Annotated in this window: 10 protein-coding genes, 2 tRNA genes and 1 other annotated feature (1 of these 13 only partly in view); of the genes, 11 read left to right on the top strand and 1 reads right to left on the bottom strand. The window is 43.8% G+C overall.

What is annotated here, in order from left to right; translation table 11 throughout:
* Positions 1 to 59: 59 nt before the first annotated feature.
* The 3 genes from NQ556_RS10660 to NQ556_RS10650 all read left to right on the top strand — a co-directional run bounded on the left by NQ556_RS10660 (position 60) and on the right by NQ556_RS10650 (position 3,839).
* Entirely contained in the window at positions 60 to 437 is a 378-nt protein-coding gene (locus NQ556_RS10660; protein ID WP_008374733.1) for a RidA family protein, read from the top strand.
* Between the two features lie 36 nt (positions 438 to 473).
* Positions 474 to 1,310, top strand: a complete 837-nt coding sequence (locus tag NQ556_RS10655; RefSeq protein ID WP_173699813.1) for an Mrp/NBP35 family ATP-binding protein — start codon at positions 474 to 476, stop codon at positions 1,308 to 1,310.
* Between the two features lie 156 nt (positions 1,311 to 1,466).
* The gene (locus NQ556_RS10650; RefSeq protein ID WP_173699815.1) at positions 1,467 to 3,839 is read left to right on the top strand and encodes an ATP-dependent DNA helicase; all 2,373 of its coding nucleotides are present in this window, start codon (positions 1,467 to 1,469) and stop codon (positions 3,837 to 3,839) included.
* Positions 3,840 to 3,847: 8 nt separating this feature from the next.
* On the opposite strand, the gene NQ556_RS10645 is transcribed toward NQ556_RS10650, so the two are convergent.
* The gene (locus tag NQ556_RS10645; RefSeq protein ID WP_008374739.1) at positions 3,848 to 4,726 is read right to left on the bottom strand and encodes a LysR family transcriptional regulator; all 879 of its coding nucleotides are present in this window, start codon (positions 4,724 to 4,726) and stop codon (positions 3,848 to 3,850) included.
* 128 nt (positions 4,727 to 4,854) lie between these two features.
* Here NQ556_RS10645 and NQ556_RS10640 point away from each other — a divergent pair, with 128 nt between their 5' ends.
* The 8 genes from NQ556_RS10640 (at position 4,855) to NQ556_RS10605 (ending at position 14,355) form a co-directional block, all read left to right on the top strand.
* Complete coding sequence (locus NQ556_RS10640; protein ID WP_082438259.1) at positions 4,855 to 5,559, top strand: TIGR01906 family membrane protein; 705 nt, start codon at positions 4,855 to 4,857, stop codon at positions 5,557 to 5,559.
* Positions 5,560 to 5,709: 150 nt separating this feature from the next.
* Entirely contained in the window at positions 5,710 to 9,468 is a 3,759-nt protein-coding gene (locus tag NQ556_RS10635; protein WP_173699820.1) for a phosphoribosylformylglycinamidine synthase, read from the top strand.
* A gap of 311 nt (positions 9,469 to 9,779) precedes the next feature.
* Positions 9,780 to 11,114: an NADP-specific glutamate dehydrogenase gene (gene gdhA, locus NQ556_RS10630; protein ID WP_008374749.1), complete on the top strand. Its 1,335-nt coding sequence runs from the start codon at positions 9,780 to 9,782 to the stop codon at positions 11,112 to 11,114.
* A gap of 267 nt (positions 11,115 to 11,381) precedes the next feature.
* Positions 11,382 to 11,454: transfer RNA gene (locus tag NQ556_RS10625), tRNA-Val, on the top strand.
* 106 nt (positions 11,455 to 11,560) lie between these two features.
* A tRNA-Met gene (locus NQ556_RS10620) sits at positions 11,561 to 11,634 on the top strand.
* Positions 11,635 to 12,098: 464 nt separating this feature from the next.
* Entirely contained in the window at positions 12,099 to 12,632 is a 534-nt protein-coding gene (locus NQ556_RS10615) for a hypothetical protein (protein ID WP_008374754.1), read from the top strand.
* 3 nt (positions 12,633 to 12,635) lie between these two features.
* Positions 12,636 to 13,187: a 2-C-methyl-D-erythritol 2,4-cyclodiphosphate synthase gene (gene ispF / locus NQ556_RS10610; protein WP_008374755.1), complete on the top strand. Its 552-nt coding sequence runs from the start codon at positions 12,636 to 12,638 to the stop codon at positions 13,185 to 13,187.
* Between the two features lie 37 nt (positions 13,188 to 13,224).
* On the top strand, positions 13,225 to 14,355 hold the full coding sequence (locus NQ556_RS10605; RefSeq protein WP_008374757.1) for a GNAT family N-acetyltransferase: 1,131 nt from the start codon (positions 13,225 to 13,227) through the stop codon (positions 14,353 to 14,355).
* A gap of 60 nt (positions 14,356 to 14,415) precedes the next feature.
* Positions 14,416 to 14,574, top strand: a binding site (T-box leader) (it continues 82 nt past the right edge of the window).

Genomic DNA, 14,574 nt, shown 5'->3' with positions numbered 1-14,574 from the left:
ATTTTGAGGCAGATGTGATATGCTAGAGAAAGAATATATTTGAAAAGGAGATTTATAACATGAAATTAGTATCAACAGAAAAAGCACCAAAAGCACTTGGACCATATTCCCAGGGATATGTACACGGGGGAATCCTTTATTCAGCAGGACAGATTGCGATCAATCCGGCTACTGACACCGTAGAAGCAGATACCATCGAGGGACAGGCTGATCAGGTATGCAAGAATATCGGAGCGATCCTTGAAGAAGCAGGAACTTCTTTTGATAAAGTATTAAAGACGACTTGTTTCCTTGCTGATATGGGAGACTTCGCTGCATTTAACGAAGTTTATGCAAAATATTTCACATCAAAACCAGCCAGAAGCTGTGTTGCTGTGAAGACACTTCCAAAGAATCTTCTTTGCGAAATTGAAGTGATCGCAGTAGTAGAAGAATAGGATTTATAAATCCTAAAAATTAGGAGGTTTGGCGTTATGGCAGAAGAGCAAAACAGCGGATGTTCGCCGGAATCATGTTCTTCCTGTGCACATGCGGGTTCATGCAGCAGTGCGAAGAAAGATCTGAAAGCACCGGCAAATCCGTATTCACAGGTAAAAAAAGTAATTGGAGTAGTCAGTGGTAAAGGTGGAGTCGGCAAATCAATGGTGACAGCATCTCTTGCACGTATGATGGTACAGCAGGGATATTCGGTTGGTATTCTGGATGCGGATATCACAGGACCATCTATCCCGAAGATGTATGGAGTGCATGGAAGTGCAGTCGGAAGCGAGGCGGGAATGTTCCCGTGCGTTGCAGAAGACGGCACGAAGATCATGTCGGTCAATCTACTTCTGGAACACGAATCAGATCCTGTCATCTGGAGAGGACCGGTGATCGCAGGAGTAGTAACCCAGTTCTGGACTGATGTAATGTGGGGAGATCTGGATTTCTTATTTGTTGATATGCCACCGGGAACAGGGGATGTTCCTCTTACGGTATTCCAGTCACTTCCGGTAGACGGCGTTGTGATCGTGACTTCTCCACAGGATCTGGTACAGATGATCGTAGAGAAAGCTTACAATATGGCAAAGAAGATGAACATACCGGTTCTCGGACTGGTGGAAAACTACAGTTATCTGGAATGTCCGGACTGTGGAAAGAAAATATCTGTATTTGGGGAAAGCCACATTGACGAGATTGCAGAAAAACTTGGGGTAGAAGTACTCGGAAAGATGCCGATCGATCCGAAACTTGCCGAGATTGTAGAACAGGAGAAGTTCTATGAGGCAGACAACCAGTATCTTAAAAACATCATTGACAAGTTCAATTAAGAAGAAAGCTCCGGCGAGGTGATGATCGCCGGGGCTTTTTAGCTATAGAGGCACGGAAAATGTGAAAAGCCATATCATGACAGGACGGATACAATTGGCAAGGAACATGTGTTTATGGTATGATAACAGGTAGCAAAAAGCGGAGGCAGAAAGAACATGGACGAGAATCTCCCGGTGATCCGGATTTCGGTGCGAAACCTTGTGGAGTTTATTTTAAGAGAAGGGGATATTGACAATCGAACAGGAGGCGGACAAGATCCGGAGAATATGCAGATGGGAAGTCGGATTCACCGGAAGATCCAGAGACAGATGGGATCGGATTATCAGGCGGAGGTACCTCTTAAGACAGAGATTGTCTGTGATGGGTTTACTTTGAAAATAGAAGGACGTGCCGATGGACTGATTCATACAAAAGAGCAGGTCATGGTAGATGAGATCAAGGGTGTTCTGCGGGAACTTGACCGGGTGCAGGAGCCGGCAGGCATTCATCTGGCACAGGCAAAATGTTATGCCAGCATGGTAGCAGAACAGGAAGGGGCGGATGAGATCGGGGTACAGATGACCTATTGCCAGATGGAGACGGAAGAGGTGAAAAGGTTTCAGTATTCTTATCAGAGTAACGAACTGAAAGTCTGGTTCGATGAAGTTATTCGACAGTATAAAAAATGGGCAAAGTTCCAGATTGAATGGAGAAAGGCAAGAAATGCATCTATTAAAGGGATTGAATTTCCGTTTCCATATCGTAAAGGGCAGAGAGAGCTTGCGGTATCTGTTTACCGGACGATTCTTCGGAAGAAAAAGTTGTTCATCCAGGCACCAACCGGAGTGGGGAAGACGATTTCAACGGTATTTCCGGCAGTGAAAGCGGTTGGAGAAGAACTGGGTGAGAAGATTTTTTATCTGACGGCAAAGACAATCACCCGGACGGTGGCGGAGCAGGCATTCAAAACCTTACGGGAACAGAATCTGAAGTTCAAGGTGATCACTTTAACGGCAAAAGAAAAAATCTGTTTCTGTGAGGAGACAAGCTGCAATCCGGATGACTGCCCATATGCCAAAGGGCATTTTGACCGGGTAAATGACGCGGTCTATGAGCTTTTGATGCAGGAAGATGTGATGAGCCGGGAAGTGTTGGAAGCGCAGGCAAGAAAGCATAAGGTCTGTCCATTTGAAATGGCACTGGATGTGTCGACCTGGGTGGATGGTGTGATCTGCGATTATAATTATGTGTTTGACCCGGATGCCCGGCTCAGGCGTTTCTTTGCAGAAGGTGGCGCTGGAGGATATTTGTTTCTGATCGATGAGGCACACAATCTGGTAGAACGTGGACGGCAGATGTACAGTGCAGAGTTATGCAAGGAGGACTTTCTTGCGGTGAAGAAACTGGTAAAGGGAGAAGCACCGCGGTTTGCAAAAAGACTGGAGGCATGCAATAAGATTCTTCTGGCAATGAAAAAAGAGTGTGAAAACTATAAGGTGCTGGACAATATTTCGCATTTTGGAATCCAGCTTATGAATGTACTATCTGAGACAGACCGGTATCTCGAGGAATGTGTGGATAAAGAAGTCCGGGAAACCGTATTGGATTTTTATTTTCAAGTGAGGTCTTTCCTGAATATATATGATGGGTTGGATGAGAACTATGTCATCTATACGGAGTATCAGGAGAATGGAAGATTTGTTCTGAAGTTGTTTTGTGTTAACCCGGCGGCAAATCTGCAGAAATGTCTGGATAAGGGGAACAGTGCTGTATTCTTTTCGGCAACACTTCTGCCAATCCAGTATTACAAAAGACTTCTGAGTACGGAAAAAGACAACTATGCGGTCTACATTGATTCTTCGTTTGATACAAAGAAGAGACTGCTTATGAATGGTGTGGATGTGAGTACCCGTTACACCATGCGTTCCAGGGAAATGTATCAACGATATGCGACATACATTTTCCGGGTAGTGAAAGCAAAAATGGGGAATTATCTGATTTTTTTCCCGTCTTACCGGTTTATGGAAGATGTGTATCAGGAATTTACACAGCTTCTTGCATCAGATGAAGAAGAGATGGAACTGGTTATTCAGCAGAAGCACATGGATGAAGAAGAACGGGAAAATTTCCTGCGTGCATTTGAAATGGGAAGAGAGAAAAGTCTGATCGGTTTTGGAGTTCTTGGCGGGATTTTCTCAGAAGGAATCGATCTGACAAATGAGAAGCTGATCGGGACACTGATCATCGGAACAGGGCTGCCGCAGGTGTGCAATGAGCGGGAAATCCTGAAAAGCTATTTTGACCAGAAGGGACTTTACGGATTTGACTATGCTTACCGGTATCCGGGGATGAACAAGGTTTTGCAGGCGGCAGGAAGGGTGATCCGCACAGAGGATGACCGCGGAGTGATACTTCTTCTGGATGAGCGTTTTCAGAGGGAGAAGGGGAAAGAGATTTTCCCGAAAGAATGGGCGGACTGTGAAAGATGCCGGTTAGACATTGTGGAAGAAAAAATCCGTCTGTTCTGGGAAAAACAGACGGATAATTAAGAAACTTTTTATGCATTAAAGTAATCCAGAAATGCCTGTGTCGCGCGGGAAACCGGAACATGTCCGTTCCATGCGGCAACCAGCTGACGCTTTGGAAGTTGTTCTTCGGTCTGGACGACAAAGAGTTGGTCGGAATTCTTTGGTACACAGTAGTCCGGAATAAAAGCGATGCCAAGTCCGATCCGTGCGAGATCGATCAGAAGATCGTTGCTGCTCAGCTCGATTTCAGGAACCAGATCCAACTGATGCTGCTGGAAGAGAGAATGCAGAAATTCACTGGTTGTACTTTTTCTGTCCAGCATGATGATCGGATAACGCTGCAGTTCTTTGAGGGAAAGCTTTTTCCCCTGCAGTTCCGCAAAGGACTGGTTTGCGATAAAGACATCGTGAAAATCACGGATCTTTCGGAAGGAGGCAAGACTGCCAAGGTAAACGTTCGGATAGTTAGCGACAATGAGATCTACCTGACCGTTCTCCAGAAGTTCCGTACACTTGATCGAAGTGGCATTGGTCACTTTTATATGTGCGTTAGGGAAAGCTTTGTGGAAACGCTCCAGATAAGGAACCAGAAAATACCGGCAGATGGTGTCGCTGGCACCGATGCGGATCTGGCCGCCGGTAGAGGCTGTTTCCATGATCTGGGATTCCCCGCGCTTGATCAGATTGATCGCCGGTTCGATATGACGCAGAAGGATCTCGCCTTCCGGGGTGAGCTGAACTTTTTTTGTGCTTCGGATGAAAAGAACCTGATCCAGTTTCTTTTCCAGTGCTTTAATGGACTGGCTGACAGCGGACTGTGAAATAAAGAGCTGCTTGGAAGCCTCAGAAAAGCTGAGCGTGTCTGCAACATAATAAAATACTTTATATAATTCATAGTTGATATCCATTATTAGTCCTCCTTATAAAACCTATTAGTATTATAAGTGATAAAAAATGAAATTTCAAGAGAAAACCATTTTTGACAAATGAAGACAGGGTTGCTAAACTATAGACAAAAAAGAGAAGGAGAAAAAGGATGGCAAAAAAGAAATGGCTGCATAAAATCCTGGCGATTTTGCCGAGTATTTCACTGATCGTGATCCTGCTGATCAGCAGTTTTGAGATCGGTGCATACGGAGACTGGAATTTTTATGAAAAAGAATATGAAAAATATAAGGTAGCGGATGAACTTTATATGGAGATGCCGGATATCATGAAGGTGACAAAATTCATGATGTCTTATTTGCGGGGCAACGAGAAGAAACTGAGTATTGAGACGGAAGTGGAAGGAAATATACAGGATTTTTTCAATGAGAAGGACCGGCTTCATATGGCAGATGTGCAGGGACTTTTTCTTGGCGGACTTGCAATCCGGAGGGGAGCGATCATCGTACTGCTTTTTTCAATGGCGGCACTTGTGCTTATGAAAGCAGACTGGAAGAGACTGATCCCGCAGATGTATCAGCGGGTGCTGGCGGTATTTCTGGCACTTACCGCGGTGGCAGGATTTCTGTTCTCAAGAGACTTTAACAAATATTTCGTGATCTTTCATCATATTTTCTTTAACAATAACTTATGGATCCTTGATCCGGCAGAAGACTATATGATCCGGATGCTTCCGGAGGGCTTTTTCTATGATATGGTGATGAGGATCGGAAGTATTTTTGCTGTGTTTTTAATCGTATCTTTTGTCTGCAGTATTGTCCAGAAAAAGATAAATAAGAGATGCGATTCACGGTAATTGTAATAAATAAGATATACTTATAAAAAGATTTAGTTATATTTATTGTACTTATAAAAGGTGATGTGGTAAAATAAAAATCGAGGAAACTGCCGTTATGCCGGATCAAGGCATGCGGTTTCAATATTACTATCAAAGCTAATGGAGGAAATTATGGGCGTAAAACGTGTATATGTGGAGAAAAAACCAGAATTTGCAGTACAGGCTAAAGAACTTCGCCATGAGGTGAAGAGTTATCTTGGAATTAAGACGGTGAAGAATGTACGTGTACTGATCCGCTATGATGTGGAAAATCTTTCTGATGCAACATTTGAAAGAGCATGCAACGGTGTGTTTGCAGAACCACCGGTAGATGTGCTTTACAGAGAGGACTTCCCGCGCGAAGAAAGTGACCACATTTTTTCTGTAGAATTTCTTCCTGGACAGTTTGACCAGAGAGCAGATTCTGCTGTTCAGTGCGTACAGTTTATCAAAGAGGATGAGCTGCCGGTTATCAAGACAGCGACCACTTATGTGATCGAAGGTGAGATCAGCGAAGAAGAGATGGAAGCTATCAAGGCACACTGCATCAACCCGGTGGATTCCAGAGAGACAGGACTTGAAAAACCGGAGACACTGGTTACGAAATTCGAGGAACCTGCAGATGTAAAGATTTTTGACGGATTCAAAGATATGCCGGAAGCGGAACTGAAAGAGTTATACAGTTCTCTTGGACTTGCTATGACATTCAAGGATTTCCAGCACATCCAGAATTATTTCAAAGTGGAGGAACACAGAGATCCATCTATGACAGAGATCCGTGTTCTGGATACTTACTGGTCTGACCACTGCCGTCATACTACATTCTCAACAGAACTTACAGAAGTATCCTTCGGTGATGGCGATTACAGAAAGCCGATGGAAGATACTTATAAAGAATACCTTCAGACACACAGTGAGATCTTTAAAGGACGCGAAGACAAATTTGTATGCCTGATGGATCTTGCACTGATGGCAATGCGGAAGCTGAAAAAAGAAGGCAAACTTCAGGATCAGGAAGAATCCGATGAGATCAATGCCTGCAGTATCGTTGTCCCGGTTGAAGTAGATGGTGTGGAAGAAGAGTGGCTTGTCAACTTCAAGAACGAGACGCACAACCATCCGACCGAGATCGAACCATTTGGTGGTGCAGCTACCTGCCTTGGTGGAGCAATCCGTGACCCGCTGTCAGGACGTACTTATGTATACCAGGCAATGCGTGTAACCGGTGCAGCAGATCCGACCGTATCTGTAAAAGAGACGATGAAAGGAAAACTGCCGCAGAAGAAACTGGTGCGTAGTGCAGCACACGGATACAGCTCATATGGTAATCAGATCGGACTTGCAACCGGACTGGTAAAAGAGATCTATCATCCGGATTATGTGGCAAAGAGAATGGAGATCGGTGCGGTTATGGGTGCTGCTCCGAGACGTGCAGTTATCCGTGAAAATTCGGATCCGGGAGATATCATCATTCTTCTTGGCGGACGTACCGGACGTGATGGCTGTGGTGGAGCAACCGGTTCTTCCAAAGTTCATACCGAAGAATCCATCGAGACATGTGGAGCTGAGGTTCAGAAGGGTAATGCGCCGACCGAACGTAAAATCCAGAGAATGTTCCGCAGAGAAGAAGTCAGCAAGCTGATCAAGAAGTGTAATGACTTCGGAGCAGGCGGAGTATCTGTTGCAATCGGAGAACTTGCAGATGGTCTTCAGATCAATCTGGACAAAGTACCGAAAAAATATGCAGGTCTTGACGGAACAGAGATTGCAATTTCTGAATCCCAGGAGCGTATGGCTGTTGTGGTAGATCCGAAGGATGTAGATGAATTCCTTGGCTATGCAAAAGAAGAGAATCTGGAGGCGGTAAAGGTTGCAGTTGTTACCGAAGATCCGAGACTTGTTCTTTCATGGAGAGGAAAAGAGATTGTAAATATTTCCCGTGCCTTCCTGAACACCAACGGTGCACACCAGGAGACAACGGTTAAAGTTGATATTCCTTCAAGAGAAGATACCATCCTTAAGAAACAGGTTGAGGTTGGCGATGTAAAAGAAAAATGGCTGGATACTCTGAAAGATCTGAATGTATGCTCGCAGAAAGGTCTGGTTGAGATGTTCGACGGATCCATCGGAGCAGGCTCAGTTTTCATGCCTCACGGTGGAAAATACCAGATGACAGAGACGCAGAGTATGGTTGCAAAGCTTCCGGTTATGCATGGTAAATGCGATACCGTTACGATGATGAGTTATGGATTTGATCCGTATCTGTCAAGCTGGAGTCCGTATCACGGAGCTGTCTATGCTGTCACAGAGTCTATGGCTAAGATCGTGGCTTGTGGTGGAGATTACAGCAAGATCCGTTTTACATTCCAGGAATATTTCCGCAGAATGACAGAGGATCCGGAAAGATGGAGTCAGCCATTTGCAGCACTGCTTGGTGCATATAAGGCACAGATTGCTTACGGACTTCCGTCAATCGGAGGAAAGGACAGCATGTCCGGAACATTTGAACATATCGATGTACCGCCGACACTGGTATCCTTTGCAGTTGACATTGCCAAAGAAGGAGATATCATTACTCCGGAACTGAAAAAAGCAGGTAATAAACTTGTATGGATGAAGATTGAAAAAGATGAATATGAGCTTCCGGTATATGAACAGGTAATGGATCAGTACGGTAAGTTCGCTGATGATATCCACAACGGAAAGATCGTATCGGCTTACGCACTTGACCGCCATGGAGTGATCGCGGCTGTCAGTAAGATGGCATTCGGTAACGGAATGGGTGTGAAGATCGAACACAGCATGGATGCAAGAGAACTTTTTGCACCTGCATTCGGTGACATCGTAGCAGAAGTTCCGGCAGACAAGGTTGGAGAACTCTCCATTTCTTACACTGTGATCGGTGAAGTGACAGATGATGCGAAATTCGCATTTGGAGATACAGAAATCACACTGAAAGAAGCAGAAGATGCATGGACAGGAACTCTGGAACAGGTATTCCGTACGGTATCTGACGAAGCTTCTGACGAAAAGGTAGAATCTCCGCTGTATGATACAAAAGACATTGTGATCTGCGGACACAAGATTGCACAGCCGACTGTATTTATTCCGGTATTCCCGGGAACAAACTGTGAGTATGACAGTGCAAAAGCATTTGAAAGAGCAGGTGCAAAGGTCATCACAAAAGTATTCCGTAACATGGATGCAGCAGATATCGTAGATTCTGTGAATACATTTGAAAAAGAAATTGCAAAATCCCAGATCATCATGTTCCCGGGCGGATTCTCAGCTGGTGACGAACCAGATGGTTCAGCAAAATTCTTTGCAACTGCATTCCAGAATGCAAAACTCAAAGAAGCAGTAGAAAAACTTCTGAACGAAAGAGATGGTCTTGTACTTGGTATTTGTAACGGATTCCAGACACTGGTTAAACTTGGTCTGGTTCCTTACGGAGAAGTTGTGGGACAGACACCGGATTCTCCGACACTGACCTACAATACCATCGGACGCCATATTTCCAAGATGGTTTACACGAAAGTTGTTACCAACAAGTCACCATGGCTGCAGGGGGCAGAGCTTGGCGGAGTTTATACCAATCCGGCATCCCACGGAGAGGGACGTTTTGTTGCAAGTGAAGAATGGCTTGACAAGCTCTTTGCAAACGGACAGGTTGCAACACAGTACTGTGACCTTGACGGAAATGTATCTATGGACGAAGAATGGAACGTCAATGGCTCTTATCGCGCAATTGAAGGTATTACAAGTCCGGATGGCCGTGTGCTTGGTAAGATGGCACATTCAGAACGTCGTGCAGATTCCGTGGCAATCAATATTTATGGTGAACAGGATATGAAGATCTTTGAATCTGGTGTGAAATATTTCAAATAAGACGGGAAATCTGGAATAAAATGCTTCGAATGAGACGAAAATGCAAGATTGTCGACACGAACTTGCAAAAAAGAGAAGAAGTATCAAGAAAAAAAATGAAAATCAGCTGTATTTGAAACAAAAATGTAGTGGAAATTCATAAAAATTGAAAAATATGCAAAAAAATCTTGACACAGGCGCCTGAATGCTTTACTCTGTTAAAGAACAAAGGTGTTCCGGAGGGACAGACATTTGTTTGTCCCTCTTTTTTTAGCAAAGAAGTGTGCAAAGTCACATTTTTGTAAAAGAACATTCAGGAGGTATTGAGTAGTATGTCTTATGTTGATGAAGTAATTGAACTTGTAGTAAAGAAAAACCCAGATGAACCAGAATTTCATCAGGCAGTAAAAGAGGTTCTGGAATCTCTTCGTGCAGTTGTAGAAGCTCATGAAGAAGAATACAGAAGAGACGCTCTTCTTGAAAGACTTGTTGAGCCGGAAAGACAGATCAAATTCCGCGTACCGTGGGTAGATGATAAAGGTCAGGTTCAGGTTAATACAGGATACCGTGTACAGTTTAACAGTGCAATTGGACCATATAAAGGAGGATTGCGTCTTCATCCTTCAGTAAATATCGGAATTATCAAATTCCTTGGATTCGAACAGATCTTCAAAAACTCTCTGACAGGTCTTCCGATCGGTGGAGGTAAAGGTGGATCAGATTTCGATCCGAAAGGAAAATCAGATCGTGAAGTTATGGCATTCTGCCAGAGCTTTATGACAGAGCTTTGCAAATATATCGGAGCAGACACAGATGTACCGGCCGGAGATATCGGAACAGGTGCAAGAGAGATCGGATATATGTATGGACAGTACAAGAGAATCCGTGGATTATCAGAAGGTGTTCTTACAGGTAAAGGACTCAGCTACGGTGGATCCCTTGCACGTACAGAAGCTACAGGATACGGACTTCTGTATTTTACACGCGAAATGCTCAAACTTGCAGGAAAAGACATCGCTGGCAAGACAGTTGCTGTTTCCGGAGCCGGTAACGTTGCTATTTACGCAATTGAAAAAGCACAGCAGATGGGTGCAAAAGTTGTAACATGCAGCGACTCTACAGGATGGGTTTATGATCCGGAAGGAATCGATGTTGCAGCACTGAAAGAAATCAAAGAAGTGAAGAGAGCAAGACTTACAGAATACAAGAACTACCGTCCAAATTCAGAATATCATGAAGGACGCGGTGTATGGTCAGTAAAAGTTGATATCGCTCTTCCTTGTGCAACACAGAACGAACTTCATCTGGAAGATGCAAAACAGCTTGTTGCAAACGGATGCTTCGCAGTAGCAGAAGGAGCTAACATGCCTACCACACTGGAAGCTACACAGTATCTGCAGGAGAACGGTGTATTATTTGCACCTGGTAAAGCTTCTAATGCAGGTGGTGTTGCCACATCAGCACTTGAGATGTCACAGAACAGCGAACGTCTCAGCTGGACATTCGAAGAAGTTGATGCAAAACTTCAGAACATCATGGTAAATATCTGCCACAACGCAGCAGACGCAGCAAAACGTTACGGAGCAGAAGGAAACTATGTAGTAGGTGCTAACATTGCCGGATTTGAAAAAGTTGTAGACGCAATGCAGGCTCAGGGAATTGTATAAGACATATCCTCTATGTAAAATATAATCAGAAAGATCTTCGGAGCAATCCGGAGATTTTTCTGATTTATGCGAAAATGTTGAATGATATAGGTTGTGTGGGCGGTCGCTGGAAAAAGAATCTAAACGATTCTTTTTCCGGCGCTTGTCTGTTCAATGGTATCGAATGAAAAATGGTAAAAATAAAACAAAAAAATGAAAAAAATAGTTGACATTTAGAAGTAGATAATTGTATAATAACGAAGTCGGTTGTAAAACGGACGAACATATGGGATCATAGCTCAGCTGGGAGAGCATCTGCCTTACAAGCAGAGGGTCATAGGTTCGAGCCCTATTGGTCCCATTTCGCGAGAAAGTTTTTTAAAGTCGAAAACATTGAACGCGAAATGTGACGAGCACTTCGTGCGATGCACACAGCTCTGAAGAGCTGGTACAAAAACATATCATATGGCGGGATAGCTCAGTTGGCTAGAGCACGCGGTTCATACCCGCGGTGTCGCTGGTTCAAATCCAGTTCCCGCTACTACAAGAAGGAGCCCTTGTGTGGGGCTTCTTTTTGCGTTATATCTATATTATCATTCATGAAACGCTGAATATCATTTGCCATATTCCAACTTTTATACTCAAACTATAAAATTCACAAATATTAAACTACAAGCGATCCATTGCCTTAAAATTTCCCAACAAAGTACCCCTCCAATACAAAAGCCATTGATAAATCCCCAATTGCATAGGTGCTTAAACTCAACATTTCCCAGGCAGCCGCTCCCAAGCGCTGCCGTCTTTTCAGAGAAAGTCAGCAGGAGGAGAAAAAATATCCCACCAGATTCCATGTTTGGACAAAGGAATCCGGTGGGATATTTTTTCTCCTCCTGCGTCCCCTCTGAACACCCGCACCATTTCACCTGCCTCCCAACAAAACCTATGCAATCCCCCAAAGATGTGATAAAATATCCCTAGATTACGACAAAACGGAGGAATTTTCATATGACATCTAAGACAAAGCAGATCATCATGGCTGCAATCGGCGCATATCTGGTATATACCGGCATATCACTTGTGAAGGACACAATTGTCGGAGAACCGAAAAACCAGATCCTTTTTATTCTGGTCGGAGTATTTTTTGCACTGTTTGGACTGGCTACGATTATCTGGAATATAAGAACAATCGTAAAAGAGACAAAAGCAGAAATTCAGGGTACAATTGCAGGGGCAGAAGAAAACGAAGATGGCGAAGAAGCGGCAAAAAAGGTTTCTTCAGGGAAAGGAGTTGCAGACGTTCATGTAGGAGCTGATACAAAAGAAGAGAAGTCTGCGGATAAAGAGGAAAGGAAAGAAACAGCTGCTGAAGAAAAAGCGGAAGACGGTGAAAAAGAGAAAAAGAAAGCAGAAGATGATACAGAAGCGGTAAAAGACGAAGAAAAGAAAACTGTGGAGGACAAAGAAGATAAGAAAGCAGAAGAGGTGCCGGAAGAAAAGAGCGACAAAAAAGCAGATGACAGACAGGAAGGAGAAGTGTAGAAGATGCGTGTTGGAATGGGATATGATGTTCATAAACTGACAGAAGGAAGAAAGCTGATTCTTGGTGGGGTGGAGATCCCATATGAAAAGGGGCTTCTTGGACATTCGGATGCAGACGTACTTCTGCATGCAATCATGGATGCCCTGCTTGGGGCGGCATCACTTGGAGATATCGGAAAGCATTTTCCGGATACAGATCCTGCATACAAAGGAATTTCCAGTATTAAGCTTCTGGAGCATGTAGGAAAGCTGCTGGATGATCATATGTATGTAATTGAGAATATTGATGCGACGATCATTGCGCAGAGACCGAAGATGCGCCCACATATCGAGCAGATGGAAAAGAATATTGCAGAAGCACTGCATATTGAAACGAATCAGGTAAATGTCAAGGCAACGACGGAAGAAGGTCTTGGATTTACCGGAAGTGGGGAAGGAATTTCTTCACAGGCAATCTGTGCAATCGAAAAACTGACTAATTTCAGCAGTGTAGACGTAGCAGCACCTGCAGGTGGCTGCGCAGGCTGTGGAGGTTGTGCAGCAAGACAGATGTAGATCAAGTCTGAATAGAAAGGCACGGCGAAAAAGTAAAATGAAGATACTGAAAAAACTGAAGTCGAAAGAACGTGGGCTTACAAGAACACTGTGGGAACAGGTATTTACAGAAGATACGAAAGAATTTCTGGACTACTATTACACAGAAAAGACGAAGAATAACGAAATCTATGTGATCGAGACAGATCACGATATCCGGGCGATGATGCAGCTGAATCCTTATGTAATACAGATGGGGAAAAAGGCAGTAGAGAGCAGATACATTGTTGCAGTTGCAACAGAGCCTCTTTATCGGCACAGAGGTTATATGGCAGAATTATTAAGCAAGACAGCAAGAGATCTGTATCAGCAAAAAATGCCATTCTTTTTCCTGATGCCCGCAAGTGAGAAAATTTACTATCCACATAATTACCGGTTTATCTATGCAGCCGATGTGTGGAGTGCAAAAGGAACAGACGGGAAAGAACTGACAATACAGAAGATCGTGGAATTGCAGAACGATTCCGGCGTGAGACTCAGAAAGGCAGAGGAAAAAGACTGTAAAAAGCTGGGAGATTTTGCGGAAGAAGTTCTGGAAAAACAGAAAATACAGGTATATACCAAACGGGATGCAGCTTATTATATGCGCCTTTTGAAGGAACAGGAAAGTGAAAAAGGCGGAATCCTGATCGCAGAGCAGGATGGAGAGATGCGAGGAATCCTTGTTTTTGATGAAGAAGATGGGCTTGCAGTAAGAGAGCCATTGCTCCGAAAGGGATATGAAGATGTTTTTGATAAGGCAGGAGTCATCCTCAAAAAAGAAGAAAAGAAAAAACCGTTGATCATGGCACGGCTTTTGAATGTAGAAAGTCTTCTGTCTTCAATGGTGTGCAAAGAAGAGATGGATCTGGAGTTTGTTCTGTATGATCCGATTATCCGGGAAAATAACTGTCTGTTTATGCTAAAAGGCAATGAAGAACATCTTGTAGTCCGGACAAGGACAGCACACACCGGCAAAGATGATGCTGTGCAGAAGATCAGTATTGATGCGCTTACATCGATTGTATTTGGCTATAAAGAGCTGGAAAAGATTGAAGAGGAAGAAAAAGAGATCTTTTCAGCAGAATTCAAAGAAGAAATCAGTAAATTGATGCCGTTTTCTCCTGTTTTTATCAACGAGATTGTCTGATAAGCGGGTTGACAAAATAGAAAAAATCGCATACTATATGTACTAGACATGAATGAAACTGAAAAGACGGAGAACGAAAAGAGTAGTTATCCTCAGAGTTCCATCAGAGAGGATCTGTCATCGGCTGAAAGCAGATCTGGGAGCAGGGATGATGAAGTGCATTCGGGAGTTGACCGGGCGAACGTGAAAGTGAAGATTTTACAAGTAGCCGGGTACGTG

Origin of the sequence: Coprococcus comes ATCC 27758 (assembly GCF_025149785.1) — a bacterium.
Lineage (GTDB): Bacteria > Bacillota > Clostridia > Lachnospirales > Lachnospiraceae > Allocoprococcus > Allocoprococcus comes.
The sequence above is the reverse complement of the archived record's forward strand: the minus strand, read 5'-3'. Positions and strand labels throughout refer to the sequence as shown.

Excerpts from the sequence above, each read along its gene's own strand:
- NQ556_RS10640 (WP_082438259.1), top strand. The coding sequence starts at position 4,855 with ATGGCAAAAAAGAAATGGCTGCATAAAATCCTGGCGATTTTGCCGAGT.
- NQ556_RS10645 (WP_008374739.1), bottom strand. The coding sequence starts at position 4,726 with ATGGATATCAACTATGAATTATATAAAGTATTTTATTATGTTGCAGAC.
- ispF (WP_008374755.1), top strand. The coding sequence starts at position 12,636 with ATGCGTGTTGGAATGGGATATGATGTTCATAAACTGACAGAAGGAAGA.
- NQ556_RS10605 (WP_008374757.1), top strand. The coding sequence starts at position 13,225 with ATGAAGATACTGAAAAAACTGAAGTCGAAAGAACGTGGGCTTACAAGA.
- NQ556_RS10615 (WP_008374754.1), top strand. The coding sequence starts at position 12,099 with ATGACATCTAAGACAAAGCAGATCATCATGGCTGCAATCGGCGCATAT.
- NQ556_RS10650 (WP_173699815.1), top strand. The coding sequence starts at position 1,467 with ATGGACGAGAATCTCCCGGTGATCCGGATTTCGGTGCGAAACCTTGTG.
- NQ556_RS10655 (WP_173699813.1), top strand. The coding sequence starts at position 474 with ATGGCAGAAGAGCAAAACAGCGGATGTTCGCCGGAATCATGTTCTTCC.
- NQ556_RS10660 (WP_008374733.1), top strand. The coding sequence starts at position 60 with ATGAAATTAGTATCAACAGAAAAAGCACCAAAAGCACTTGGACCATAT.
- gdhA (WP_008374749.1), top strand. The coding sequence starts at position 9,780 with ATGTCTTATGTTGATGAAGTAATTGAACTTGTAGTAAAGAAAAACCCA.